Annotated in this window: 19 protein-coding genes and 1 pseudogene; 10 read left to right on the forward strand and 10 right to left on the reverse strand. The window is 65.0% G+C overall.

What is annotated here, in order from left to right:
• Window positions 1-37: 37 nt before the first annotated feature.
• The 4 genes from C8C93_RS13625 to C8C93_RS13640 all read right to left on the reverse strand — a co-directional run bounded on the left by C8C93_RS13625 (window position 38) and on the right by C8C93_RS13640 (window position 9,589).
• Window positions 38-2,551, reverse strand: a complete 2,514-nt coding sequence (locus C8C93_RS13625) for a bifunctional diguanylate cyclase/phosphodiesterase (RefSeq protein WP_055401741.1) — start codon at window positions 2,549-2,551, stop codon at window positions 38-40.
• Window positions 2,548-5,868 carry an EAL domain-containing protein gene (locus tag C8C93_RS13630; protein ID WP_121507254.1) on the reverse strand — a complete coding sequence of 1,107 codons (3,321 nt, stop codon included), beginning with the start codon at window positions 5,866-5,868 and terminating at the stop codon, window positions 2,548-2,550. Before C8C93_RS13630 ends, C8C93_RS13625 begins: the two co-directional genes overlap by 4 nt.
• A gap of 159 nt (window positions 5,869-6,027) precedes the next feature.
• On the reverse strand, window positions 6,028-8,967 hold the full coding sequence (locus tag C8C93_RS13635) for an aconitate hydratase (RefSeq protein WP_121507255.1): 2,940 nt from the start codon (window positions 8,965-8,967) through the stop codon (window positions 6,028-6,030).
• A gap of 214 nt (window positions 8,968-9,181) precedes the next feature.
• Window positions 9,182-9,589: a hypothetical protein gene (locus C8C93_RS13640; RefSeq protein WP_121422602.1), complete on the reverse strand. Its 408-nt coding sequence runs from the start codon at window positions 9,587-9,589 to the stop codon at window positions 9,182-9,184.
• A 114-nt stretch (window positions 9,590-9,703) separates the two neighbouring features.
• Between C8C93_RS13640 and C8C93_RS13645 the strand changes: the two genes are divergently transcribed.
• Window positions 9,704-10,585: a helix-turn-helix domain-containing protein gene (locus C8C93_RS13645; RefSeq protein ID WP_121508796.1), complete on the forward strand. Its 882-nt coding sequence runs from the start codon at window positions 9,704-9,706 to the stop codon at window positions 10,583-10,585.
• Between the two features lie 276 nt (window positions 10,586-10,861).
• Here the strand turns inward: C8C93_RS13645 and C8C93_RS13650 are convergent, their stop codons facing one another.
• From C8C93_RS13650 to C8C93_RS25425, 3 genes and pseudogenes are all read right to left on the reverse strand, one after another.
• Entirely contained in the window at window positions 10,862-11,164 is a 303-nt protein-coding gene (locus C8C93_RS13650; protein WP_055393525.1) for an H-NS histone family protein, read from the reverse strand.
• Window positions 11,161-11,553, reverse strand: a complete 393-nt coding sequence (locus C8C93_RS13655) for a transporter associated domain-containing protein (protein WP_233559390.1) — start codon at window positions 11,551-11,553, stop codon at window positions 11,161-11,163. Before C8C93_RS13655 ends, C8C93_RS13650 begins: the two co-directional genes overlap by 4 nt.
• 175 nt (window positions 11,554-11,728) lie before the next feature.
• Window positions 11,729-11,958, reverse strand: a pseudogene (locus tag C8C93_RS25425) (hypothetical protein); the annotation flags it as partial.
• Window positions 11,959-12,062: 104 nt separating this feature from the next.
• On the opposite strand from C8C93_RS25425, the gene C8C93_RS13660 reads away from it, so the two are divergent.
• A complete protein-coding gene (locus C8C93_RS13660) occupies window positions 12,063-12,905 on the forward strand; it encodes a symmetrical bis(5'-nucleosyl)-tetraphosphatase (RefSeq protein WP_121507257.1) in 843 nt (280 codons plus the stop codon).
• A gap of 16 nt (window positions 12,906-12,921) precedes the next feature.
• Here C8C93_RS13660 and C8C93_RS13665 read toward each other — a convergent pair whose 3' ends face one another.
• Together C8C93_RS13665 and C8C93_RS13670 are read right to left on the reverse strand one after the other, a co-directional pair.
• Window positions 12,922-13,968, reverse strand: a complete 1,047-nt coding sequence (locus C8C93_RS13665) for an FAD:protein FMN transferase (protein ID WP_121507258.1) — start codon at window positions 13,966-13,968, stop codon at window positions 12,922-12,924.
• Between the two features lie 11 nt (window positions 13,969-13,979).
• Complete coding sequence (locus C8C93_RS13670) at window positions 13,980-14,390, reverse strand: cytochrome c5 family protein (RefSeq protein WP_055393536.1); 411 nt, start codon at window positions 14,388-14,390, stop codon at window positions 13,980-13,982.
• 238 nt (window positions 14,391-14,628) lie between these two features.
• Between C8C93_RS13670 and C8C93_RS13675 the strand changes: the two genes are divergently transcribed.
• The 8 genes from C8C93_RS13675 (at window position 14,629) to C8C93_RS13710 (ending at window position 24,019) form a co-directional block, all read left to right on the forward strand.
• On the forward strand, window positions 14,629-14,985 hold the full coding sequence (locus C8C93_RS13675) for a DUF2946 family protein (RefSeq protein WP_121507259.1): 357 nt from the start codon (window positions 14,629-14,631) through the stop codon (window positions 14,983-14,985).
• Between the two features lie 21 nt (window positions 14,986-15,006).
• Window positions 15,007-16,932: a TAT-dependent nitrous-oxide reductase gene (gene nosZ / locus C8C93_RS13680; RefSeq protein WP_121507260.1), complete on the forward strand. Its 1,926-nt coding sequence runs from the start codon at window positions 15,007-15,009 to the stop codon at window positions 16,930-16,932.
• A gap of 216 nt (window positions 16,933-17,148) precedes the next feature.
• Entirely contained in the window at window positions 17,149-19,770 is a 2,622-nt protein-coding gene (locus tag C8C93_RS13685; protein WP_121507261.1) for a NosR/NirI family protein, read from the forward strand.
• A complete protein-coding gene (locus tag C8C93_RS13690) occupies window positions 19,770-21,047 on the forward strand; it encodes a nitrous oxide reductase family maturation protein NosD (RefSeq protein ID WP_121507262.1) in 1,278 nt (425 codons plus the stop codon). The genes C8C93_RS13685 and C8C93_RS13690 overlap by 1 nt, the downstream gene beginning before the upstream one ends.
• Window positions 21,022-21,966: an ABC transporter ATP-binding protein gene (locus C8C93_RS13695; RefSeq protein WP_199727026.1), complete on the forward strand. Its 945-nt coding sequence runs from the start codon at window positions 21,022-21,024 to the stop codon at window positions 21,964-21,966. The genes C8C93_RS13690 and C8C93_RS13695 overlap by 26 nt, the downstream gene beginning before the upstream one ends.
• A 2-nt stretch (window positions 21,967-21,968) precedes the next feature.
• Entirely contained in the window at window positions 21,969-22,784 is an 816-nt protein-coding gene (locus C8C93_RS13700; RefSeq protein WP_057228618.1) for an ABC transporter permease, read from the forward strand.
• Window positions 22,781-23,356 (forward strand): nitrous oxide reductase accessory protein NosL, encoded by a 576-nt coding sequence (locus tag C8C93_RS13705; protein WP_121507263.1) that lies wholly within the window; start codon window positions 22,781-22,783, stop codon window positions 23,354-23,356. Before C8C93_RS13700 ends, C8C93_RS13705 begins: the two co-directional genes overlap by 4 nt.
• A 21-nt stretch (window positions 23,357-23,377) precedes the next feature.
• Window positions 23,378-24,019: a nitrous oxide reductase accessory protein NosL gene (locus C8C93_RS13710; protein WP_233559391.1), complete on the forward strand. Its 642-nt coding sequence runs from the start codon at window positions 23,378-23,380 to the stop codon at window positions 24,017-24,019.
• Window positions 24,020-24,100: 81 nt separating this feature from the next.
• Here the strand turns inward: C8C93_RS13710 and C8C93_RS13715 are convergent, their stop codons facing one another.
• Window positions 24,101-25,591, reverse strand: coding sequence for a DEAD/DEAH box helicase (locus C8C93_RS13715; RefSeq protein ID WP_121507265.1), 1,491 nt, complete (start codon window positions 25,589-25,591; stop codon window positions 24,101-24,103).
• Between the last annotated feature and the right edge of the window lie 118 nt (window positions 25,592-25,709).

Consider the following 25,709-nt stretch of genomic DNA (forward strand, 5'->3'; position numbering starts at 1 on the left):
CCACATCCAGACACCACACCACGCCATACGTCGCTCGTCACAGCGCAGGCCGCAGCGCCCGCTCCAGAACCTCTGGTGGCATGGGGCGGCCAAACAGGTAGCCCTGGAAAGCCTGGCAGCCATGGCGCTGCAGGAACTCCAGCTGGCCCGTGGTCTCCACGCCTTCGGCCACCACGGCCAGATCCAGGCTGTGCGCCAGCGCAAGAATGGTTCGCACGATGGCGGCATCGTTGGGGTCGGTCTGCAGGTCGCGCACAAAACTCTGGTCAATCTTGAGCTGGTCCAGCGGCAGGCGCTTCAAGTAGCTCAAGGAGGAATAGCCGGTGCCAAAGTCGTCCAGTGAGAAGCCCACACCATAGCGCCGCAGGTACTCCATGCGCGAGATCACATCCTCCACATCGGCCAGCAGCAGGCTTTCCGTCAGTTCCAGCTTCAGGCGCTCGGGGTTGGCCCCGCTGGACTGCAGTGAGCCCAGCACCTGCTCCACAAAATCGGGCTGGCGAAACTGCCGCACGCTCACGTTCACCGACAGGAAGAACTGTCGCGTGAGCGAGCTGCGCGACCACACCACCAGCTGCTCGCAAGCGGCCTGCAACACCCATTGCCCCAGCGGCAGGATGAGCCCTGTCTGCTCGGCCAGCGGGATGAATTCAGCTGGCGACACCAGCCCACGCCGGGGGTGCTTCCAGCGCACCAGGGCTTCCGCGCCCTGCAGGCGGCCCTTGCCGTCCACCACGGGCTGGTAGTACAGCACCAGTTCCTTGTCTTGCAGACCTCGGCGCAGGTCGGCCTCCAGGGCCGCACGGTTGCTCACTGCGGCCTGCATGTCAGGGTCGAAGAAGCGCTGGGTGTTGCGCCCTGCAGCTTTGGCCTGGTACATCGCCAGGTCCGCGTGCTTGAGCAGCTCGTCCACACTCACGGTCTGCTGGCCAAACAGCGCAATACCGATGCTCGGGGTGCTGTGGTGGCTGGTATCGCCCAGCGCGTAGGGCTTGCCCAGCGTGGTGGCGATATGGCTGGCCACCAGCGCGGCCTCGGCACTGGCGTGCGGGCCATCGGCACTCAGGCCTTCCACCAGCACCACGAATTCATCGCCGCCAAACCGTGCCACGGTGTCAGCCTCGCGCACGCAAGCCTTCAGACGCTGGGCCGCCTGCACCAGCAGCTGGTCGCCTGTATCGTGGCCCAGGGTGTCGTTGAGGTCCTTGAAGTTGTCCAGGTCGATGAACAGCAGAGCCCCTTGCGCGCCTGAGCGTGCCACGGCCGCCGTGGCGCGCTGCAGCCGGTCCACCAGCAAGCGGCGGTTGGGCAGGCCGGTGAGCACATCGTAAAACGCCAGCTGCTCGATCTGGCTCTCGACCCGCTTGCGCTCGGTAATGTCGCGGCCCACGCCCCGGTAGCCCCACAGGGCGCCCTGCGCGTCAAACACAGGCACACCGCTGACCGAGATCCAGTGCATGCTGCCATCGGGCCGCTGACGCTGCAGCTCCAGATCGCGAAACGGCTGGTGGGCCTGCAGCACCGCGCGGTGCGCAGCCCAGTCGGTCTCGGTCATGTTGAGCGCGCCGATCTCCCAGCGCGTGCGGCCCATCACGTTGGACAGCGGTATGCCATTGACGCTCAGGTCGCCCGCCAGCTGCACAAAGCGCCCTTCGGCGTCATGCTCCCAGTACCAGTCGGACGACAGGTCACTCAGCGATCGAAAGCGCGCCTCGCTCTCACGCAACTCGTTCTCAACGCGCACGTAGTCGCTGACATCCGCAAAAGTGCGCACGAGCCCCCCATCGGGCAGCCCGGTGGTGCGCACTTCAAACGTGCGGCCATCGGATGTGGTGCGCCAGTAGACGGCGGGCGCAGGCGCCACGGCCCCCCCTGCCACGTAGTCATGCCCGCGCCGGTCCACCAGGCGGTGGCCTTCGCCAAAGTCACCACGCTCGGCCTGGATGCGGGTCAAGTCGGCCAGCGTGGGCCGCGTGGCCATCAGCGATTCGGGCAGGTTGAGCAGTTCCAGCACACGCTGGTTGTAGACGGTGATGCTGCCATCCGGCGCCGTCTTGAAGATGCCCTGGCTCATGCTGGCCAGGGTGGCCTGCAGAGCAGTGCGCTGCTCCTGCAGCAAAGTCAGCGCTTCTTGCCAGATGCGGGCGTCCACCATGCGCACGGGCTGGCCCTGCCCCTGAGCTCCCTGCAGCAGCACGGCCAGACGGTGCAAAAGCTCCGGCAGGTGTGCCACACCATCTGCCTCGCGCACCATGTAGTCACCCAGCCCGCAGCGAAACGCGCGTGCGGCCAATGCCTCCTGGTGGGCGTCGATGCACATCAGCACCGGACGGCCCGCGCACAGCTCCAGCACGCCGGGCAGGTCCTGCACCGAAGGCTTGAGGCACAACACCACGGCATCCCAGGCCTGCGACGCCAGCGGCGCCCGGGCGGCCTCGGGTGTGGGGCTGTTCACGACACGCCAGTCGGGGTAGCGGGTGGCGATCAGATGCCGCGCTGCCGCTGCATGCTGCGTGTCGCTGTCCACCCAGAGAATGCCCGGTTCGGTCATGGCTTGCGTCCTTCCGGCAGGGCCAGCGCGGGCTGGGCAAACAAGCCCAGCTGGTGTTCGCGCGCAAACACATCCATGGGTACCGGGCGCCCAAACAGATACCCCTGAAACCCCTCACACCCATGCAGCCTCAGGAAACTCAGCTGCCCCGTCGTCTCCACCCCCTCGGCCACCACCTCCAGGTCCAGGCTCTTGGCCAGCGCCAGGATGGTCCGCACAATCGCCGCGTCGTTGGGGTCCGTCAGCACGTCCCGCACAAAGCTCTGGTCGATCTTGACCTGGTCCAGCGGCAGTCGCTTGAGGTAGGAGAGCGATGAGTAGCCGGTGCCAAAGTCATCCAGCGCAAAGCCCACGCCTTCGCTCTTGAGCTGCACCATGCGTGCGATGGTGTCTTCGATGTCCCCCAGCAGCAGGCTTTCGGTGAGTTCGAGCTTGAGTTTGCGGGGGTCTGCGTGGTGGTTCTTGAGGGTCTGCAGCACTTCGGCCACAAAGCCGGGCTGGCGGAACTGCCGGGCGCTGACGTTGACCGAGATGGACAGGTGGGCGGTGGCTTCGTGCTGGCCCCAGCGCTGCAGTTGTTCGCAGGCGGTTTGCAGCACGTATTGGCCTAAAGGGAGGATCAGGCCGGTCTGTTCGGCCAGGGGGATGAAGTCGCCGGGGCTGATCATGCCGCGCTGGGGGTGGCGCCAGCGCACCAGGGCTTCTGCGCCCATGAGCTGGGACTGGTGGTCCACGACGGGCTGGTAGTGCACGAGGAGTTCGCCCCGGGCCAGGCCCTGGCGCAGGTCGGCTTCCAGGTTGGAGCGGGCGTTGACGGCCGCTTGCATGTCGGGGTCGAAGAAGCGCTGGGTGTTGCGCCCTGCCGCTTTGGCCTGGTACATGGCCAGGTCGGCGCGTTTGAGGAGTTCGTCCACCGTGAGGCGTTCGTCGCCAAAGAGGGTGATGCCGATGCTGGGGGTGCTGTAGTGCTGGGCGCCGTCGAGTTCGAAGGGCTGGTTCAAGCTGGCCAGGAGTTTCTCGGCCACGGTTTCTGCCTGGGTGGCGGCGTCTTGCAGGTCGGGGGCCAGGGCTTCGAGCATGACGACGAATTCGTCGCCGCCAAAGCGGGCCACGGTGTCGGCTTCGCGCACGCTGCCCACCAGGCGGGTGGCGACCTGGGACAGGAGCTGGTCGCCCATGTCGTGGCCCAGGGTGTCGTTGAGGTCTTTGAAGTTATCAAGGTCGATGAACAGCAGGGCGCCGAGGTTCTTGGTGCGCTGGCAGGCGGCGATGGAGCGCTGCAGGCGGTCCAGCAGCAGGCGGCGGTTGGGCAGGCCTGTGAGGGCGTCGAAGAAGGCCAGGCGCTCGATTTCTTGTTCTGCGCGCTTGCGGTCTGTGATGTCGCGGCACACCCCCAGCACCCCCGTCACCCGGCCGGTCAGGTCACGGATGGGGGTCTTGATGGTCTCGAACTGGCCTCGGTAGCCATCTTCGGCAAAGGTCAGTGTTTCTTCGTAAACCAGCGGCTGCCAGGCCTGCATGGCGCGTTGGTCATATTTGCGAAAGCGCTCAGCCTCGGCGGGGGCCACCAGGTCAAAATCGTTGCAGCCCACGATCTGCCGCTCCGACCTGCCCGCAAATCGCTCGAACACCGGATTGACGGACAGGTACACGCCGCTGGCATCCTTCAAGAACACCATGTCGGGCATGGCGTTGACCACGCGGGCCAGATGGGCCTTCTGGTCGGCCAGCTCGGCCTCCACGCGCTTGAGCCCGGTCAGATCGTAGGCAAACAGCACAACGGCAGGCACGCCTTGCTCGGTAACGCTCTCGGGCGCGATGGTGGTGTGGCGAACCTGCAGGCCGTCAGGCCCGTCTATGCGGTTCTCGAACACGGCCGTCTCGCCCGCAAAGGCCTTGGCGAAATGGGGCTGCATGCGGGCGAAAACATCGGCCGGGATCACCTCCTGCAGCAGGCGGTCTTGCAGCTCCTCGGGCTTGCGGTAGAGCCAGCTGGCCTGCTGCGCATTGACATACAAGACGCGCAGATCCCGGTCCAAGCGCGCCACACCGCCGGGCACCTGGCGCAGCATGTTGGCCATCAGCGCTTCGTGGGCATGCGCAGCCTCCTCGGCCAGGCGGTGGGCCGTGATGTCGGTCTGTACACCATCCCACAGCACACGCCCGTCGTCGAGCAGACGGGGCGATGAACTCAGGTGCATCCAGCGTATCTGGCCATCGGTGCGGCGCACGCGAAAAACGGCCTCCATGCTGGTCATGGTCAGAAAAGACTGCCGCTCGGCCTGTCGCAGGCGGTCGATGTCTTCGGGCAACACCTGGCGATACAACACCCGGAAATCGGCCATGACCTCTTGCACCGTCACCCCATTGAGCCGCTCGATCGCATCGCCCATGTGCACAAAGTGTGAGCAGCCATCCAGCTCGCGCACCACCTGGAACAACACGCTGTGGGGCAGGTTGCGCCCAAGCAGCGACAGACGCCCTTCACTCTCGCGCAGGCGCCGCTCGGCCTCCTGCACACGGGCGAACGGCGCCCGTATGCCCGCATCAAAAACGGCCTGGTACAACAACGCATACGCCAAAACCCGCAGACCGTGCGCCAACGGCCCCCCGATGGGCGAATGCCCACCCATCAGGCCCACCACCAGCTCACCCCCCAGAAAGGCCACGGCGGCCCAGGCAAACACCCGTTCGCGCCGGCCCGGATTGCGGTGGAGCCACACTGCAGCTACGCCCAGCGCCACCACGAGCACAAAGGCCAGGTATTGCCGCAATGACCCGCCCGCCGCAGCGGCAAACCAGCCTGGCAGGGGCCCCATGGCCGAGCCCACCAGCAGCAGCGCCACCACGCCCGAGGCGGCCAGCCAGACCTTGGCCGGGCCGGGCATTGCCAGCCGCGCAGCTGTGAGCAGCAGGGTGACGACTTCGACCACCCGCGCCCAGCTGCTCAGCCACAGAGAGATGTGGGCCGTGCCCGATGGCATGTGCACGGGCGTGGAATGTGCCAGCACGCCGTGCAGAAAATTGCACACCGCGGCGACGCCAAAGCCCGCCACCAGCACATTGGCCCGGGCCTGCTCGGACGGGTCCAGTGTGTGCAGGGATACCGATACCACCAGCAACCCCAACAGCACTGCCACCAGTTCCATAAATGGCTCCAGGCCGTGCTGGGAACCCGCCCCCGGCCCCAGCATCTGGGCCACTGGCACGATCACCAGCGTCAATGCTGCGACCACCAGCACCACTGTCAGGGCGGGCGCATCCGCCCACGGTGAACGCGCAGGCGGGGTGCGGGTGGGTGACGAGGACAGCGGCATGGTCTGGAGTGTTTCTACCGGGTTCTACATAGCGTCACAAGTGTATCGACGAGTAAGGCGCGGGGGTGCGTGTTTCCCCCACCATCGGGCTCCATGCAAAACGGGGCCGAAGCCCCGTTGCCGACGATGCCGGTGCCCTGCACCGCCGACAGGGCAGTGTCACCCCTGCAACAACTGGCGCAGCACAAACGGCAGGATGCCGCCGGCCTGGTAGTAGTCCACCTCGATGGGCGTGTCGATGCGCAGCGTGACGGTGACTTCCTGGCGCGAGCCGTCCGCGCGGCGGATGACCAGTTGCGCGTCGCTTTGTGGTGTGAGCGCCGGGTCGGGCACCACATCGATCAGCTCATTGCCCGTGAGGCCCAGCGTCTCCCACGATTCGCCCGCCTTGAACTGCAGCGGCAGCACCCCCATGCCCACCAGGTTGGAGCGGTGAATGCGCTCAAAACTGCGCGCCACCACGGCCTTGATGCCGAGCAGCTGCGTGCCCTTGGCGGCCCAGTCGCGGCTGGAGCCGGTGCCGTATTCCTCGCCCGCAAAGATCACCGTGGGCGTCTTTTGCGCCATGTACTGCATGGCGGCATCGAAGATGAACATCTTCTCGCCCTGCAGCGCGCCTTCGTTCTGGAACACCGTCACCCCACCCTCTTCGCGCGAGCCGTCGGCAGTGGGCGGGATCATCAGGTTCTTGATGCGCACGTTGGCAAAGGTGCCGCGCACCATCACGTCGTGGTTGCCCCGGCGCGCGCCGTAGCTGTTGAAGTCGGCCTTTTGAACGCCATGCTGCCGCAGCCACTGGCCAGCGGGTGAGCTTTCCTTGATGGAGCCTGCGGGCGAGATGTGGTCAGTGGTGATGGAGTCGCCAAACAGTGCCATGATGCGGGCACCGATCACCGATGGAAGTTTGGCATCATTTTGGCCTCCAGCGCTTGATGGATCTGCGTTAGCAGCTCCTTTTTCAAGAGCAAACTGTGCAAAAAACGGAGGCTCTGCAATGTAGGTGCTGGCGGGCCAGGTGTAGGCGGTGCCGCTCACGCCCTTGATCTTTTCCCACAGCTTGCCAGGGTCGGTGGCCACCTTGGCGTAGTTCTCGCGGAAGGCCTTGCCGTTCATGGCGAACTTGAGCAGGGCGTGCACCTCTTCGCTGCTGGGCCAGATGTCGCCCAGGTAGATGTCCTTGCCACCCTTGCCCTTGCCCACCGGCTCGGTCATCAGGTCCTTGAGCACCGTGCCGGCGATGGCATAGGCCACCACCAGCGGCGGACTGGCCAGGAAGTTGGCCTTGAGGTTGGGATGGATGCGCGCCTCGAAGTTGCGGTTGCCCGACAGCACCGCGGCACACACCAGGTCGTTGCTGGTGATGGCCTCGTTCAGCTCGGGCGTGAGGTCGCCCGCATTGCCGATACAGGTGGTGCAGCCGTAACCCGCCAGCGCAAAGCCCAGCTTTTCCAGGTAAGGGAGCAAGCCGGTCTGCGTGAGGTATTCGGTGACGATGCGCGAGCCAGGGGCGAGCGAGGTCTTGATGTGCGGCTTGACCTTGAGCCCCGCCTCCACTGCCTTCTTGGCCAAGAGGCCTGCGGCCAGCAGCACGCTGGGGTTGCTGGTGTTGGTACAGCTGGTGATGGCGGCAATCAGCACGTCGCCATTGCCCACGGTCACGTCACCCGTGCGGCTGGCTTGCTGGGCGGGGACTTCGGCATGCGCGGCCGCCAGCGTGGGCTTGTTCTGCTCCATCTCCACGATGAATCGCGGTGCACCCGATGGCGCTGGCACCTCTGCCGGAGCGCCCACATCGACAGGAGCATCACTGGCCCGGACATGGTGGCGCGTGTGCAGCAGCTCGGCCGGGCGATTGAAACCATTTTGTGCATTGGGCTTGCTGAACAGGTCGGCAAACTGGCTGCAGACCTTGCCCAGCTCGATGCGGTCTTGCGGGCGCTTGGGGCCAGCCAGGCTGGGGGTGACGCTGCCAAGGTCGAGCTTCACCACCTGCGAATAGTCCACCTCGCCCGCCAGCGGCACGCCGAACAGGCCCTGGGCCTTGAAGTAGGCCTCAAACGCTTCGATCTCGGCCTTGGTGCGGCCCGTGCCCTTGAAATAGTCGATGGTCTTTTCGTCCACCGGGAAGAACCCCATGGTTGCGCCGTATTCGGGCGCCATGTTGCCGATGGTGGCCCGATCGGGCAACGCCAGGGTGCGCGTGCCTTCACCAAAAAACTCCACGAACTTGCCCACCACCTTGTGCTGGCGCAGCAGCTCGGTCACCGTGAGCACCAGGTCGGTGGCGGTCACGCCCTCGCGCAGCTGGCCCGTCATCTCAAAGCCCACGACGTCGGGCGTGAGGAAGTACACCGGCTGGCCCAGCATGGCGGCCTCGGCCTCAATGCCGCCCACGCCCCAGCCCACCACGCCAATGCCGTTGATCATGGTGGTGTGGCTGTCGGTGCCCACGAGGGTGTCGGGGTAGTACACACCGTCCTTGCGCTTGTGCACGCCGCGCGCCAGGTATTCGAGGTTGACCTGGTGCACGATGCCAAAGCCCGGCGGCACCACGCCAAACGTGTCGAAGGCCTGCATGCCCCACTTCATGAATTCGTAGCGCTCGCGGTTGCGCTGGAATTCGAGCTTCATGTTCAGGTCGAGCGAATTCTTCTTGCCGTAGTGGTCGACCATGATGGAGTGGTCCACCACCAGGTCCACGGGCACCAGCGGCTCGATCTTCTTGGGGTTCTTGCCCAGTTTCACGGCCACGCTGCGCATGGCGGCCAGGTCGGCCAAGAGCGGCACGCCGGTGAAGTCCTGCAGCACCACGCGGGAGACGACAAATGGAATCTCGTCGGTACGCGCGGCATTGGGCGCCCAGTGCGCAAGCTGTTGCACATGCTCGGCGGTCACCTTGCGGCCATCGCAATTGCGCAGCACCGATTCGAGCACGATGCGGATCGACACGGGCAAGCGCTGGATCTGGGGGAACTGCTTGGCCAGCGCGGGCAGCGAGTAGAACTGGCCTTCTTTGCCAGACGCTGTCTTGAAACTCTTGAGGGTGTTGGCAAACGCGTGGCGGGCGGGCTTGGGCGACAACTTGCGTGATACGGCCATGGCAAACTCCTGTGAAAGGCAACAAAGCCTATTCTGGCAGTCCTGCATGGCGGTGCAATCGTGGGGCTATGCAAACGCGGCTCCCAACCCTGTGTGGCGTGGTCGGGTCGCCCGATCCACGCCACCCGTGCCCGATATCGGCATAAAAAATGCCCCTGGCGCTTGATGGACAAGCGCAAGCAGCTATATTTTCAGGAGCAAACAACCATCTCCATCACGCCGCAGCCCAGGTTGGCAGGCGGCGCACGCCAAACCACTGCAGCTCGGCCAGCATGGCCACCGAGACCACATGCACCAGCAAATAGGCTTGGCCCAGCAAGGTGGGCGTGAGCGTGGAGCCCAGCAGCAGCAACAGGCTGGCCAACGCCCAGGCCAAGTTGCCCACGATCAGCACCCACAGCCAGCCACGCGGCATGGGCTCAGACCGGGCAATCGCTATGGCCAGGGCGGCATAGCCCAGCAGCATGGCGCCCGTCACCTGCAGCAGCCCGGGCGGCAGGCCCAGCCACTCGGCCAGGGGCGCTGTCAGCAGCAGGTGCAGGGCGCCGAGCAGAACCCCCGTGGAGGCATCGAACCAGACCACGGCACGCAGGAATCGGGGGGAGGACATCAGCTTGAACATGGAAAGCTCCTTGGTTGAGGAAGAAAGAAGGCTCCATCGTTCCCGCCCTGGCGCACCGCGTCGATGACCTGCCAGGTAATGGCCCGTGTGCGGTTAGCGCCTAGGATGGCGGCCATGACCTCCACCGCACCGTCCTCTCACCGCTCTCCGCGCCATCCTTTGCCGCACCGCGTGGCACCGGCGGGGCCCACCTCGTTTGGCGACCACCTGCGCACCTGGCGCCAGCAGCGGCACCTGAGCCAGCTGGAGCTGGCCGACGAGGCGGACATCTCCACGCGCCATGTGAGCTTCATGGAAACCGGCCGCACCAACCCCAGCCGCGACATGGTGCTGCGCCTGTGCGAGCGCCTGGCCATTCCACTGCGTGAGCGCAACGCCCTGCTGGTGGCCGCCGGCTACGCCCCCATGTACCGCGAACGCGCGCTGGACGACCCTGCGCTGGCCGCGGCGCGCCAGGCGGTGGAACTGGTGCTCAAGGGCCACGAACCCTGCCCCGCCATTGCCCTCGACCGCTGCTGGAACGTGGTGGCCACCAACCGCGCCGCGCTGGCCCTGCTGTCTGCCCACGTCAGTCCCGAACTGCTGGCGCCACCTGTCAACGTGTTCCGGCTGAGCCTGCACCCCCAGGGGCTGGCGCCGCGCATCGCCAATCTGGCGCAGTGGCGGGCGCACCTGTTTGAACGCCTGCGCCAGCAGATACAGGCCACGGCCGACCCGGCACTGATCGCACTGCAGGCAGAACTGCTGCAATATCCCGCCCCGCCGGAATCCGATGCCCTGGTACTGGCAGGTGAAATGCTGGGCGTGGTAATGCCGTTCTGCTTTGAAAGCGTGCATGGAATGCTCTCCCTCATCAGCACCACCACGATATTCGGAACGCCGGTGGATGTGACATTGCAGGAGCTGGCTGTGGAATCCTTCTTTCCGGCGGACGATTTCACGGCACAGGTATTGCGCAAGATTGCGCAGGAAAACCCCGGGGTTGCAGAAGGCTGAACGTAATGCCTGTGCACTGTGAGGGTGCAATCAATGCGCGCAGTGCAAAATTAAAACGATGACCATCCGATTCACCAAATGGCTCCACAAAGTACATTGCGCTGCCGATAAATCGCAGACACTGCGCGCGGAGTTACCGCACATGCATTTCCTGTTCGTCGCACAGTGCGTACAGTTGTCGAGGCGCCACCCGCCTGAGCACCTTTTGTCCTGGCCAAGAGTAGCCCATTAAAAAAGCCCGCATCAGCGGGCTTTTTTAATGCAGGGCAAAGACCCTTAAATCACAAACTTTTCGCGGTTTTCGTTTTGAATCCACTTTGGAGCCTTGCCACGGCCTGTCCAGGTTTCGCCGGTGGCGGGGTTGCGGTACTTGGGCGCCACCTTGGTGCCGGCCGTAGAACTGCGGCCTGTCTTGCCAGACGCCTTGCCGGTGGGGAACACGTCCTGGGCAGTCAGCCCATATTCGGCCACCAGTGAACGGACCTGCGACACAGCGTCCGACAGTTCCCGGCGCCGGGCTTCACTGATTTGTTGCTCAAGGGCTTCGCGCTGCTTCAACAGTTCTTTGTAGCTGGTCATGGTGTCTGGATTTTGGATAAGGGTGAAGACCCGCGAATTATAAGAATAATGTGCCTTTTTTGTGCAACCACTTTCAGAATTTCATTAAAAATTCTTGGCATTAACCCCCAACACCCATTGATGCATGGTTTGCGTCTGGCTGAACAACCGGGGTATTGATGCTTGCTGGAGGCGACCGGGGTTCCGTCTTCTGGCTGGGGCAATACGTTGTCGATACGATTGCATTCCAGCGCCAGCACCTCAAATACCCAGCCCATGCACCGAATGCGGTCGCCCACTTCCATCAAATGCCCCGTTTCTTCCCTCAAGCGGGCCGCCCGCGTGTTATAGCAACCACGGTCCTCACACGCTAAATTGCGAATATCCAGGCGCGCCTTGAGTTCCGACACCGGTATCCAGGGATGACCTGCATAACTCCCTGCGGTCTGTGATAGCGCGGCCTCGGGCGGTTCGCTGCGTTGCTTTTCTTGCCAATAGCTGGGCTATTGGCTGCAAAAAGACGCCTTGCGTCCCATCCCGATCCGCACTACCACCGACTCGCGAGGGTTATGCAGGACATCCCCAGCCATCCAACAGCCCGCCTCCGTCATCGCGCTGCGGGGCCCAGGCATCGCGGCGCCCCCAGGGCTGCAATTCAACGGAAATGGCATTCAGTAAATGGCGCGGGTCATGGTGCATTGCGCCACACCATATTCATCGCCCACAAACACCATGCGCCCAGAACGGGCCCGTAACTGCTCCAGCAACTCCACCCCATTGAGGGTTTCGGGCAGAAATTTCGCCGCCCGTCCATGCGGACACCGCGCGTCCTCGGCCTCAACGCCCAACTCCGGCACATGCTGAGCAAGGTCGGCGACGCGATCAGCAGAAAATCCGTGCTTCACTCATAAAGATCACCATGGCGCTTTACTGTATCGGCGACATCCAGGGCTGCGACGCCGCGCTGGACCGCCTGCTGGACACCATCGGCTTTTCCCCTAGCCGCGACACGGTCTACCTGCTGGGTGACCTCGTCAACCGAGGGCCTGACTCGGCCGCCGTGCTGCGCCGCTGCATGCGCCATGGCGACGCCATCCGATGCCTGCTGGGCAATCACGACCTGCACCTGCTGGCCGCCGCACACGGTGCGCGTAAGCCCTCGCGGCGCGACACGCTGGGCACGGTGCTGGACGCCCCCGACCGCGCTGCCCTGCTCGACTGGGTGCGCCAGCAGCCCCTGGCCCGCACCCACACGCATGCGGGGCAAACGCTGCTGATGGTGCATGCCGGTGTGCTGCCCACCTGGACGGCCGCAGAGACTCTCGCGTACGCGGACGAAGTCCATGCAGTACTGCGCGGCCCAGACCTGCCCGATTTTCTGCACGCCATGTACGGCAACATCCCCGACCGCTGGAGTGACGACCTGACCGGCACGGATCGCCTGCGGGTGATCGTGAATGCGCTCACCCGGCTGCGCTTTTGCTCGGCCGACGGCGTGATGGATTTTGAAAGCACCGAAAGCGCCAGCGCCGCCCCACCCGGCCTCATGCCCTGGTTCGACGTGCCAGGGCGGCGCACAGCGGACACGCTGATGGCCTTCGGTCACTGGTCCACGCTGGGCTGGCTCAACCGCAGCGATCTGCTCGGACTGGACACGGGCTGCGTGTGGGGCGGCTGCCTGAGCGCCGTGCGTTTTGGCGCGACGCTGGCCGAGCGTGAGCTGCTGCAGGTGCATTGCGAGCAGGCACAGGCCCCGGGCTGAATAAACCGCAGCAGGTTCAGGACGGCACTGGCTCCAGCAACGCCGACATGGCGGTGGACTGCCAGACACCACCGTCCTGCCCGGCGATCAGCACGGCCAGCCCTGGCATGCGCTGCGCCAGTGCCCTGCCCGCCTGCGGGCCCTGCACCATCAGCGCGGCGCCCAGTCCGTTGACAGCCGCCACGTCGCGCGCCACCAGGCTCACGCCATGCACGCCCGATGCCGGGCGCCCTGTTCGCGGATTGAGCACATGGTGCTGGCGCTGGCCTTGGTGGAAGAAGAAGCGTTCATAGTCACCCGACGAGGCCACCACACCGGCGCCCGCCACGGCCACCACACCCAGCAGACGCTCGGGAGACCGTGGGTCGCGCAGCCCCACACGCCAGGGCCTGCCTTGCCACAGCCCGTGGGTCATCACGTCGCCACCGCCGTTGATCATGGCGTTCTCGACACCCTCGGAGCGCAACGTGTTCATGCCGGCTTCCAGGATCGGTAGCTTGGCGATGCCGCCCAGGTCCAGCGCCATGCCCTGGCGGGCCAGGAAGGCAGTGCCTGCTGCCACGTCCAGCACCAGGCCGCGCGCATCCACCAGCGGCAGTTGCCGCGCGATCTCGCTGGCGCCGGGCACCACCTTTTCGCCAGGGCCAAAGTTCCAGGACTTGAAAGCCCCCACGGTCACATCAAAGGCCCCACGGCTTGTTGCCGACACACGCTGCGCGCTCTGCAGCACCGCCATGACCTCGGCCGGAACCATCACTGGCGTCACGCCCGCTGCCAGGTTGATGCGACTGACCACGCTGCGTGGCTGGTAGCGGCTCATGAGCGCCTCCAGCCTCTGCATCTCTGCATAGGCCCGGTCCATGGCGCGGCGCAGCTGCGGGCCATCAACGCCCTCCACCGCCATATCCACCTGCGTTCCCATCAGGGGACGCGAGCTGCGTTCAGACACCACCCGTGCGCCCGCTGACGCGCCACCACCCCAGACCGCACCACCCAGCAAGGGCAATGCCATCACCATGCGACGGCGCGACAGACCCTGAGGGGGCAGAGAAGCTTGCTGCATGGCGCCTCCGCTCAGAGCGACTTGTCGGCCATGTAATCCACGGCGGCCTTGACCTCAGCGTCGGTCAGATTGGCGGAGCCCCCCTTGGCAGGCATCATGCCCTTCGCCCCGGTAAAGCCCTCGATCGCGTGCTTGTACATCGTGTCCTTGCCCTGGGCAATGCGCGGGCCCCAGTCGGCCTTGTCGCCCGGCTTGGGGGCACCGGCCACGCCAGCGGCATGGCACATGGCGCAAGTCTTGCCAAACACGCTCTTGCCCAGTTCGTTCTCTGCGGCAGCCGGTGCGGCGGGGGCCGCTGCGGGCGCTGGGGCCGTCACCGCAGCGGGTGCAGCCACCGGAGCAGGTTCCGACTTCTTGTCGCCACAACCGGCCAGCAGTGTGGCCAAGATCGCTACGGCGACCATCACGGTTTTCTTTTGCATCGCATACATCCTGTTCTTGGGGGTTAAAAAATACCTGAGAGGGCCTGTGGCTGCGCGAGAAATGCGACGAAATGCGTCCAGCACCTGGCCTGAAAAAACCTACCGGCATTGCACAGGCACCGCTTCAGACCGGTGCATTGACTGTAGGTGCAAGAAGCACTTTTGGGCAGAGGCGAGCGCCGCCAAAGCATGATCCAGATCAAATTGATTCATATTACGTGAATCTATTATCCGTGCCATGCAAAGCCATCACAACCTGCGAACACTGCGCCTTTGGGTGCTGGCGTGGTTTGTCATGGCGCTGGCTGCTGCGGTGGCTTCACCGCTGGTAGTGCCGCGAAGCATGGAGCTGGTCTGCTCCGGCACAGGCAGCGCCAAGCTGGTGGTGAAGACCGCTGAGGGCCTGGTAGCGGCAGACGCCACCGGTCTCGATTGCCCTGTGTGCCTCGGGGCCGACACGCCACCCACCACCCATCTCGCAGCGGCAACCACTGCCGCAGCCCCCACCTTCCAGCCCCGTTTTCACACACCACTTTTTCCACGCACAGGGGTGGCGTTCAGCCCCCCTGCACGCGCACCACCCCTTTTCAACTGAGCGATCCCAAAGAGGAAAACCATGACCGAGAGAAAAGACAGTCCCCTTCCCGCTGCTGGCCTGGGCCGACGCAGCTTCATCAACACGGCGGCCCTGGTCGGGCTGACTGCAGGCGTCGCCGCATGCAACGAAAAGCCCAGCGCTGCAACGCCTGCGGCCCCCGCCCCTGCAGCACCTGCGGCCAGCCATGCCGCCGCTGGCGCCAACGTGCACCTCAAGCCCGGCGAGCTGGACACCTACTACGGCCTCTGGAGCGGCGGCCACACGGGCGACATGCGCGTCCTGGGCCTGCCCTCGGGCCGCGAGATCACCCGCATCCCCTGCTTCGTACCCGACGCCCTGGTGGGCTGGGGCATCACGAATGAATCCAAAGCTGTGATGGGCACCAAGGCCGATGGCAGCCTGAAGTACACGGTGGCCGACACCCACCACACACATGCCTCGTACAAGGACGGCAACTACGACGGCCGCTACGCCTGGATCAACGACAAGATCAACAGCCGCATCGCGCGCATACGCCTCGACTACTTCGTGTGCGACAAGATCACCGAGCTGCCCAACGTGCAGGGCTTTCACGGCATCTTCCCGGACAAGGCCGACCCGGTGGACCCGGCCATCAACTACACCACGCGCGTGTTCTGCGGCGGTGAGTTCGCCATCCCCCTGCCCAACACGGGCACGGAAGACTCCAGCAAATACCACTCCATGTTCAGCTGCGTCGATGCAGAAACGATGGAAGTGCGCTGGCAGGTGCTGATCGACGGCAACTGCGATCTGGTCGCCACGTCATACGACGGCAAGCTGGCCGCCACCAACCAGTACAACGTGGAGATGGGCGCGAAGTACGAGGACATGATGTCCGCCGAACGCGATGCCTGCCTGTTCTTCAACGTGGGCCGCATCGAGGCTGCCGTGAAGGCTGGCAAGTTCAAGACCATCGGCACTAGCAAGGTGCCCGTGGTGGACGGCACCCATGAAGCCAACAAGGACCCCAAGACAGCACTCACTGCCTACGTTTCGGTGCCCAAGAACCCCCACGGCGTGAACGCCAGCCCCGATGGCAAATACTTCATCTGCGCCGGCAAGCTGTCGCCCACCGGCACCGTGATTGAACTGGCCAAGGTGCTGGACTATTTCGACGGCAAGCTCGAAAAGCTGGACTCCGCCATCGTGGCCGAGGTGGAGCTGGGCCTGGGCCCGCTGCACACCGCCTTCGACGGCCGTGGCAATGCCTACACCACCCTGTTCCTGGACAGCCAGGTCGTAAAGTGGAACGTGGAGGCCGCCATCAAGTTCCACGCGGGCGACAAGACCGCTAAGTACGTGGTGGACCGCCTCGATGTGCAATACCAGCCGGGCCACTTGAACGCCTCGCAGTCCGAGACCAAGGCCGCCGACGGCAAGTACCTGGCCGTGGGCTGCAAGTTCTCCAAGGACCGCTTCCTGCCCGTGGGCCCTCTGCACCCCGAGAACGAACAGCTCATCGACATTTCGGGCGAGAAGATGGTGCTGCTGGCCGACCACCCCGTGCGCGGCGAGCCCCATGACTTCATCATTTTCAAGCGCGACCTGGTGCGCCCCAAGCAGGTCTATACGCTCGACGAGTTCCCGCTGGCGGTCAAGGACCCCAAGGAGTCCGGCGTGTTCCGCAGCGGCAAGAAGGTCACCGTGAAGATGACCTCGCAAGCCCCGGCCTTCAGCCTGCGCGAGTTCAAGCTCAAGAAGGGTGACGAGGTCACGCTGATCCTGACCAACCTGGACAAGATCGAAGACCTGACGCACGGCTTTGCGATCCCGAACTACAACGTGAACTTCATCGTGAACCCGCTGGAGACCAAGTCGGTGAGCTTTGTGGCCGACAAGCCCGGTGTGTTCTGGTGCTACTGCACGCACTTCTGCCACGCACTCCACCTGGAAATGCGCACTCGGATGATTGTGGAAGCATAGCTAGGCGGCATCCCCCTGAGGCGCTGCGCGCCTTCCCCCTTCTCTTGCAGCGCTACGCGCTGCGGAAGGGGGACACCTCCAGCGCGGCGGGGCGGCCCTTGCGCGGCGGTCGCTGGCTTGGGCCGCGCCAGTTGCGCAGGCCACGCTCATTTTTATGTCAAATCGTGCTCTACCGCTTAATGGATAAGCGCTAGCAGCTATCAAAAAGATAGTTTCATGACATCCCTCCGTCGGCAGTTCGCCACGCTTCTTCTGGTCTTGTTGGCAGCACTTTGGCTGGCGCCGCGCGCGCATGCTGCAGCAGGCGCCTACGAGGCCGAGCTGCCTGCGGAACTCTCTACCGCGCGCGACATGTGCGCACTGGTGCCGTGCAAGGACGTGTTTCCCGGCGCCAGCCATTTCTCTGAACGCAAGGGCCAGCCGCCCTACGTAGAGGCTTACGACAACGACAGCGCGCAAAAGAAGCTGCTGGGCTACGTGATGCTCTCCACCGACATCACCGACACCCCTGCCTACTCGGGCAAGCCCGTGGTCACGCTGATCGGCATGGACACACAGGGCCGCTTCGTGGGCGTGAAGGTGCTCAAGCATTCCGAGCCCATCCTGCTGCTGGGCATCCCTGAATCTGCGCTGCTGAAGTTCAACGCCCAGTACCTGGGCAAGTCGGTGGCCGACAAGATCGAGGTGGGCCAGTCGCGCCCTGATGAAAACGTGCTGGGTCTCGACGCCATCTCGGGCGCCACGGTCACCGTCATCGCGCAGAACCAGGTCATGATGGCCTCGGGCTCCGCCGTGGCGCGGCAGGTGGGCATCCTCGCGCCCACGGTGCGCGAGCCCGCACGCTATGCCGAAACCGGCAAGCGCCTGAGCTGGGCCGAGCTGGTGCAACAAGGCACTGTGCAGCGCCTGCGGGTGCTGCCCGAACAGGTGGGCCTGGACAAGGGCCCCGACCCGTTCATCGAGCTGTGGTTTGGCGACCTGAACCACCCCGACATTGGCAAGAGCCTTCTGGGCGACAACGGCTGGAACAACCTGCGCCTGCAGCTCAAGGAGGGCGAACACGCCTTCTTCATCGTCCGCACCGGCGGCAAGGAATCGTTCAAGGGCTCGGGCTTTGTGCGCGGCGGCATCTACGACCGCGTGCAGGTGCGCCAGGGGGCGGATTCGTTCACCTTCCGCGACCTGGACGCGCTCAACCTGTACGGCATCGAGGCCGCAGGCGCACCTAGCTACAACGAATCGGTCATCTTCATCATCCGCTCACCCGCCTTCTCGGCCGCCTACCCGTGGAAGCTGAGCTTTCTGGGCAACCGCGTGGACCGGGCCACGGGCACACGCAGCTTCACCAGCTTTGACACGCCCTACTGGCTGCCCGCCGCCATGCTGCAAGGCGGGCGCCCCACCATCAACGAGCCCGACGACCCCTGGGTGCGCGTGTGGAAGTCGCGTGCGGTAGAGATTGCGCTGTTCGCCGCGCTGCTGATTGCCGTCACCGTGGTGTACGCCCTGCGCGAGAAGCTCACGCGCCTGTCCACCCACAAGAACAAGTGGCCGGTCAACGCCTTCAAGTACAGCTTCTGGGCCCTCAGCATCGGCTGGATCGGCTTTGGCGCCATGGCACAGCCTTCCATCACGCAGGTGCTGACCTGGTTCCACGCGCTGCTGTTCCAGTGGACCTGGTCGCTGTTCCTGTCCGACCCGTTCATCTTCCTGTTCTGGATCTTCATCATCGTCACCGTGTTCCTGTTCGGGCGCGGGTTGTTTTGCGGCTGGATGTGCCCGTTTGGCTCGCTGCAGGAGGGCATCTACAAGATCGCGCGTGCGGTGGGCTTCAAGCGCTTTCAGACGCAGCTGCCGCAGAAGTGGCACGACCAGCTCAAGTGGGTCAAGTACGCGGTGTTCTTCGGGTTGCTGGTGGTGTCGATGTTCTCGATGGGACTGGCGGAGAAGCTGGCCGAGGTGGAGCCGTTCAAGACCACCTTCCTCGTCGGTGTGCTGAACCGCGCCTGGCCCTACAGCCTGTTTGTGGCGGCCATCCTGGGCGTTTCGATCTTCATCGAGCGACCCTACTGCAAATACATCTGCCCGCTGGGTGCCTCGCTGGCCATGCCCAGCACGTTCCGCTGGTTTGGCCTCAAGCGCAAGCAGGACTGCAACAGCTGCAAGGCCTGCGCAGTGGGCTGCGGTGCACAGGCCATCGACGCAGACGGCCGCATCGACCACCGCGAATGCCTGCACTGCCTCGACTGCATGATTCTCTACACCGACACCAAGGGCTGCCCGCCCCTGGCCAAGGAGCGCAAGCGCCGCGAGAAAGATGGCCTGGAAATCACGCCCATCGGCAAGAACGGCTATTTCATCCCGATCCACCCTGCCACGGTGCAGGACCAGATCTCGGCCAAGGCCGCGAAGGGGCCGGACCCACGCTGGCCTACGGCGCCAGTGCTGCCGCAGACCAAGGCAGGCTCGCGCGGCCTGCGCTGGATGGCGAAGGAGCTGGTGGACCATCTGTGGCCCTGGAGCCGCGAAGGCTGGGCCTCGCGGCGCGCGCTGCAGATCGCGGGCTTCTCGCTCGCCCTGGCTGCCAGCGTGGCCTGGGTGATGACCGCCCTGGGCACGTTGTCGTCGGGCGCCATCATCGGCTGGTGGTTTGGCTGGAGCGTGTACGAGGTGCTGATCCGCCTGTCGGGCAAGCGCTATGTGAAGGACGGCCCGTGGTGGCGCGACCAGTACCGCCGGGCGGGCGTGATGGACATGCTGAGCTACGTGGGCTTCAAGAACCTGCTGATCGGCGCAGCACTCTTCCTGGCCATCAAGGCCTTGGTGGGACTGGCGTGATGAAGTCCCCCCTTGCACTCGCTGCGGTTGCCATGGCCCTGGCGCTGTGGATCGCGCTTCCTGCGGCGGCTGCCACCGTGCTGGTGCGCCCCGGCCAGGACCTGCAGGCCGCCATCACGGCAGCGGCACCGGGAGACACGGTGGAGGTGCAGCGGGGCTTTTACCGCGTGAACCTGCGCATCGACAAGGCCGTGACCCTGCGCGGCATCGACCGCCCCACGCTCAGCGGCGGCCAGGCGGGCGACACCATCCGCGTCACCGCGCCCGACGTGGTGATCGAAGGCTTGATCGTGCGCGACTCGGGCACCAGCCTCAAGGACCAGAACGCAGGCATCTACATCTACCCCGGAGCACACCGCGCCGTGGTGCGCCACAACGACCTCACCTACAACCTCTTTGGCCTGTGGATCGAGAAGGCCAACGATGTACAGGTGCTGCACAACACCATCACAGGCCTGCGCGATGTGAACTCGTCGCAGCGCGGCAACGGCGTGCAGCTGTACAACACCACGGGCGCACGCATCGAGGGCAACCACATCAGCTTTGTGCGCGACGCGCTGTATGTGGACGTGTCGCACCACGCGGTGTTTCGCGGCAACCGGCTGCACCACACCCGCTACGGCACGCACTACATGAACTCTTACTACAACCTGTGGGAAGACAACGATACCTACCTCAACCGTGGCGGCCTGGCGCTGATGGAGGTGCGCGACCAGGTGGTGCGCAACAACCGCGCGTGGGGCAACAGCGACCACGGCATCATGCTGCGCACCCTGCAGGACTCGGTGATCGAGAACAACGTGGTGGCCGAGAACTCCCGAGGCTTCTTCATCTACGACGTGGAGTACATCACCCTGCGCGGCAACCTGGTGGCGCGCAACACGGTGGGCGTGCACCTGTCGGCCGGCTCCAAAAACAACAAGGTCGAAGGCAACGACTTCATCGGCAACCGCGAGCAGGTGCGCTATGTGGGCGCCCGCGACGAGCGCTGGGGCACCGAAGGCGGCAACCACTGGAGCAACTACCTGGGCTGGGACCGCGACGGCAACGGCGTGGGCGACGTGCCCTACGAGGCCAACGACATGGTGGACCGCCTGACCTGGCGCCACCCCACCATCAAGCTTCTGCTGGCCAGCCCCGCAGTGCAGGCACTGCGCCTGGTGGGCCAGCAGTTTCCGGTGCTGCGCGTGCCCACCGTGGTGGACCCAAAGCCCCGCATGCAACCGAACCAACCTCAACGGAATTTTCAGCGTGACACGCAACCCTCCCCCCATTGACCTGAGCGAGCCCCCCGCCATCGAGGTGCGGGGCGCGCACAAGCACTACGGCGCATTGCACGCCGTGGACGGCATCGACCTGCGCATTGCGCGCGGCGAGATCTTCGGCCTCATCGGCCACAACGGCGCGGGCAAGAGCACGCTGTTCAAGATGATCCTGGGCCTCACGCCCGCCACCTCGGGCGAGATCCGGGTGGGCGGCGCCACCGTGCAGGGCCGCGACTTTCGCGCCGCCCGCCGCCACCTGGGCTACCTGCCCGAGAACGTGGTGCTCTACGACAACCTGAACGGACTGGAAACGCTGCGTTTCTTCGCCCGCCTCAAGGGTGCGCCCCTCGCACAATGCCCCGCGCTGCTGGAACGCGTGGGCCTGGCCCACGCGGGCAACCGCGCCGTGCGCGAATACTCCAAGGGCATGCGCCAGCGCCTGGGGTTTGCGCAAGCCCTGCTGGGCGAGCCCCAGGTGCTGCTGCTCGACGAGCCCACCAACGGCCTGGACCCGCAGGCCATCCGCGACTTCTACGCCACACTGCGCGAGCTGCAGACGGGTGGCGTGACCATCGTCATCACTTCGCACATCCTGGCCGAGCTGCAGGAGCGCGTGGACCGCTTGGCCATCCTGGCCTCCGGCAAGCTGCAGGCCCTGGGCAGCGTGCAGGCGCTGCGCGAACAGGCGCACATGCCGCTGACCATCCACCTCACCCTGGCTGCGGCCGACCGGCCTGCCGCGCTGGGGTTGCTCTCTGCAGTGTCCGACATCACCGCAGCGGAAACGCCGGAAGGCCTGCATGTGGACTGCCCACGCGGCAGCAAGATGGCCGTGCTGGGTGCGCTGGCACCGCTGGGCACCGCGCTGCAGGACCTGCAGATCCAGGAACCCTCGCTTGAGGATGTGTACTTTGACCTGCGCAAGGGCTAGCCATGGAATTCCAACAAATCTTCACCATCGCGGGCAAAGAGTTCCGCGACCGCATGCGCAACCGCTGGGTGCTGGCCGTGGCGCTCGTGTTCACCGTGTTCTCGCTGGCCATCGCCTACTTTGGCGGCGCGCAGCAGGGCACCGTGGGCTTTCGGTCCATCGAGTTCACCATCGCCAGTCTGGTCAGCCTGGTGATCTACCTCATCCCGCTGATCGCGCTGCTGCTGGGCTTTGACGCCATCGTGGGCGAACGCGAGCGCGGCTCGCTCGACCTGTTGCTGTCGCTGCCCATCACGCGGCTGGAGCTGTTGCTGGGCAAGTACCTGGGGCTGGCGGCGGCGCTCACGCTCTCCACGCTGGCGGGGTTTGGCTTGGTGGCGGTGCTGCTGGTCCGGCAGTTCAGCGGGGCTGCGCTGTTCCACTACGGCGGCTTCATGCTCAGCTCGGTGCTGCTGGGGCTGGCGTTCCTGAGCATGGCGGTGCTGCTCTCGGTGCTCACGCACGAGCGCACACGCGCCTCGGGCCTGGCGATTGCCGCCTGGTTCTTTTTTGTGCTGGTGTTTGACCTGCTGCTGCTGGGCGCCCTGGTGGCCACGGGCGGCAGTGTGGGCGGCGAGGCCATGGCCTACCTGCTGCTGCTCAACCCGGCCGACGTTTTCCGCATCCTCAACGTGTTCTCGCTCGATGACGTGCGCACCCTGTACGGCCTGACCAGCATCGTGCCCCCTGCCCTGGCCAAGCCATGGCTGATGGGCGCGGTGATGGCGGGCTGGATCGTAGTGCCGCTCGGTCTTGCAAGCTGGAGATTCAAACCATGAACCATTCTTACCAACCCCGGTGCGGCTGCACCACGCGCCGGCAATTGCTGGGCTGGGCCGCACTCGCTTCGCTCGGCACACTCACGGGCCTGACTGGCCTCACGGGCTGCAGCCAGGCGGACAACAGCGCGCAATTTCTCCAACCCCAGGAGATCGACCGCACCACCAGCTGCGAACTCGACGGCATGCTGCTGGCCGACTACCCCGGCCCCAAGGCGCAGGTGCGTTTCGCGGGGCAGGACAAGCCCTCGTTCTTTTGCGACACGGTGGAACTGTTCAGCACCCTGCTGGCCGGCGAACAGGTCCGCGCCGTGCAGGCCGTGTATGTGCAGGACATGGGCCAGGCCGACTGGAATGCACCACAGGGCCACTGGATCGACGGCAAGACCGCCCTCTACGTGGTGGGCGGCAAGCGCCACGGCTCCATGGGCCCCACCATCGGCAGCTTTGCGCAAGAGGCCGACGCGAAAAAGTTTGCTGCTGAATATGGCGGCAAGGTGCTGCGCTTTGCCGAGATCACGCCCGCCATGGTGGACCTGAGCGGCGGTGCGCTGCACGACACGCGGATGTGAGCCGCCCCCATGCCTGCGCTGATGCCCCGCCCACACGCAGCCACCCGGCGCACAGCCCTTGCAATCCTGCTGCTGGGCTCGGCAGGCCTGGTGGCATGGCAATGGCCCCAGCGCACTCCGCCCCGCCCATCCGGCAACGCTGCCCTGGAGGGCATCGGCGACGATGTGTGCGTGGTGGCGCCGCCAACGCCCTACGACCCTGTGCTGGGCCAGCCCCTGACCGCCGCCCGCGAGGTGCCCGCCGACGCACGCTGCCCGGTGTGTGGCATGTACCCGGCCCGCACACGGGCGTGGGCAACGCAGGTCATTTTTGCGGACGGGGATGCGTATTTTTTTGACTCACCGCTCAGCCTCATGCTGTACCTGGGCAACGTGGCCCACTACACGCGGGGCCGCACGGCCGACGCCATCGTCGCGCGGTATGTCACCGATACCGATACGGGTGGTTGGCTGAACGCGCAGGAGGCGGTGTATGTGACAGGGTCTTCGGCCAGGGGGCCGATGCGGGCGGGCAATCTGCCCGCGTTTGCCCATGCGGAGGCTGCACAGGAGTTTGTGCAGCAGCGTGGGGGGCGGGCGGTCCCCTTCGGCGCCATCGATGTGGCCTTGCTGCGCAGGCTGGCCCCGAACCTCCGGGCCGACCACCGTTTGCATTCAGACTGACGGGGCCTCAGTTGCTATTGAAAATATAGCTTCTTGCGCTTATCCATCAATCGCTACAGGCCTAAAACGGCCTGTATTTCATCACTGCACCGAAGTCTCTGGCTGGGCAGCCTTGAACAGTGCTGCCACCTTGCGCTTGGGCTTGATGTTGGCCGACACGCTGCTGCGCGGGGCCGATTTGGCAGCTTCCCAGGCGGGGGTTGCATCGGCAGCTGCGCTGGCCTCATACGGCTTCTCAAAGAAGGGGTCGCGCGATGCCACGGCCGGGCGAAAGCCCCGGTGTTGTTCACGCCCCTCGCGCCCGACGCGCTGGTCACGCTCGCGCCGTGGCGCGGCGGGGGCGGCCGGCAGCGCATCGCGCCCGTCGCCTGTCTCACCGGCTTCGCGCCAGGCACGGCGGCCGTCGTTGATGCGGCCGCGGGGCTGGTCTTCTTCGTATTCGATGGCTTCGAGATCGATCTTCTTCTTGATCAGCTTCTCGATGTCGGCCACTAGGCGGGCATCGCTGCCCGACACCAGCGTCACCGCCAGGCCCGAGGCGCCAGCACGGCCCGTGCGGCCGATGCGGTGCACATAGTCTTCGGCGTTGAATGGCACGTCGAAGTTGAATACCGCAGGCACGTCCTTGATGTCCAGGCCGCGCGCGGCCACATCGGTACACACCAGCAGATCGACCTCGCCGCTCTTGAAGGCTTCGAGCGCCTTCAGGCGCTCGTCCTGGCTCTTGTCGCCATGCAGCGCGGTGGTCTTGAGGCCTTCGCGCTCCAGGCTGCGCGCCAGACGGGCACAACCGAGCTTGCTGTTGACGAAGATGAACGCCTGCTTGATACCCCGGGTCTTGAGCACCTGGTGGATGGCGCGGCGCTTGTCGTCGTCATTGGCGCTGTAGAAGCGCTGCTCCACGGTGGAGGCCGTTTCGTTCGGTCGGGCCACCTCGATGGTGACGGGGTTTTGCAGGTAACTGCTGGCCAGGCGCTTGATCTCGGGCGAGAACGTGGCACTGAACAGGAGCGTGGTGCGCTGCTTGGGCAGGTAGCTCAGGATGCGCTGCAGGTCGGGCAGGAAACCGATGTCCAGCATGCGGTCGGCCTCGTCGAGCACGACGTACTCGACCTGGTTGAGCACGGCATTCTTGGCTTCGATGTGGTCCAGCAGGCGGCCTGGTGTGGCCACCAGTACTTCGACGCCCTTTTTCAGCTCGATGGTCTGGGGCTTCATGTCCATGCCGCCAAACACCACGGTGCTGCGCAGCTTGGTGTACTTGGCGTACAGCGCGATCTGCTGGGCCACCTGGTCGGCCAGCTCGCGCGTGGGCAACAGCACCAGGGCGCGCACAGGATGGCGGGCCGGGGATGTGGAGCTGCTTTCGTGCTTGAGCAGGCGCTGCAGCAGGGGCAGCGAGAAAGCCGCCGTCTTGCCGGTGCCGGTCTGGGCTGCGCCCATCACGTCTTGCCCTGTGAGCACCACCGGAATGGCCTGCTCCTGGATGGGCGTCATGGACTCGTAGCCCATTTCGGCTACGGCGCGCGCGAGCGGTTCAGCCAGCGATAGATTGGAAAAGGAACTTGTCATTTAGCCCTCTATTGTCGCACCGGTGGCCCAAAAAGCGATTTTTCACCATGGGGGCGTGGTACAGAGCGCATTTATTCATTGAGCAAGTCACAGCAATAAGCTACATTTTTAATAGCTA

Origin of the sequence: Acidovorax sp. 93, from assembly GCF_003633835.1 — a bacterium.
Lineage (GTDB): Bacteria > Pseudomonadota > Gammaproteobacteria > Burkholderiales > Burkholderiaceae_C > Acidovorax > Acidovorax facilis.

Bases quoted from the DNA above. Each gene is read 5' to 3' on its own strand.
- C8C93_RS13640 (WP_121422602.1), bottom strand. From the start codon at position 9,589: ATGTTCAAGCTGATGTCCTCCCCCCGATTCCTGCGTGCCGTGGTCTGG.
- C8C93_RS13705 (WP_121507263.1), top strand. From the start codon at position 22,781: ATGAACCATTCTTACCAACCCCGGTGCGGCTGCACCACGCGCCGGCAA.
- C8C93_RS13685 (WP_121507261.1), top strand. From the start codon at position 17,149: ATGACATCCCTCCGTCGGCAGTTCGCCACGCTTCTTCTGGTCTTGTTG.
- C8C93_RS13690 (WP_121507262.1), top strand. From the start codon at position 19,770: ATGAAGTCCCCCCTTGCACTCGCTGCGGTTGCCATGGCCCTGGCGCTG.
- C8C93_RS13710 (WP_233559391.1), top strand. From the start codon at position 23,378: ATGCCCCGCCCACACGCAGCCACCCGGCGCACAGCCCTTGCAATCCTG.
- C8C93_RS13670 (WP_055393536.1), bottom strand. From the start codon at position 14,390: ATGCAAAAGAAAACCGTGATGGTCGCCGTAGCGATCTTGGCCACACTG.
- C8C93_RS13625 (WP_055401741.1), bottom strand. From the start codon at position 2,551: ATGACCGAACCGGGCATTCTCTGGGTGGACAGCGACACGCAGCATGCA.
- C8C93_RS13630 (WP_121507254.1), bottom strand. From the start codon at position 5,868: ATGCCGCTGTCCTCGTCACCCACCCGCACCCCGCCTGCGCGTTCACCG.
- C8C93_RS13665 (WP_121507258.1), bottom strand. From the start codon at position 13,968: ATGCAGCAAGCTTCTCTGCCCCCTCAGGGTCTGTCGCGCCGTCGCATG.
- C8C93_RS13650 (WP_055393525.1), bottom strand. From the start codon at position 11,164: ATGACCAGCTACAAAGAACTGTTGAAGCAGCGCGAAGCCCTTGAGCAA.
- nosZ (WP_121507260.1), top strand. From the start codon at position 15,007: ATGACCGAGAGAAAAGACAGTCCCCTTCCCGCTGCTGGCCTGGGCCGA.
- C8C93_RS13660 (WP_121507257.1), top strand. From the start codon at position 12,063: ATGGCGCTTTACTGTATCGGCGACATCCAGGGCTGCGACGCCGCGCTG.
- C8C93_RS13635 (WP_121507255.1), bottom strand. From the start codon at position 8,967: ATGGCCGTATCACGCAAGTTGTCGCCCAAGCCCGCCCGCCACGCGTTT.
- C8C93_RS13675 (WP_121507259.1), top strand. From the start codon at position 14,629: ATGCAAAGCCATCACAACCTGCGAACACTGCGCCTTTGGGTGCTGGCG.
- C8C93_RS13715 (WP_121507265.1), bottom strand. From the start codon at position 25,591: ATGACAAGTTCCTTTTCCAATCTATCGCTGGCTGAACCGCTCGCGCGC.
- C8C93_RS13645 (WP_121508796.1), top strand. From the start codon at position 9,704: ATGACCTCCACCGCACCGTCCTCTCACCGCTCTCCGCGCCATCCTTTG.
- C8C93_RS13700 (WP_057228618.1), top strand. From the start codon at position 21,969: ATGGAATTCCAACAAATCTTCACCATCGCGGGCAAAGAGTTCCGCGAC.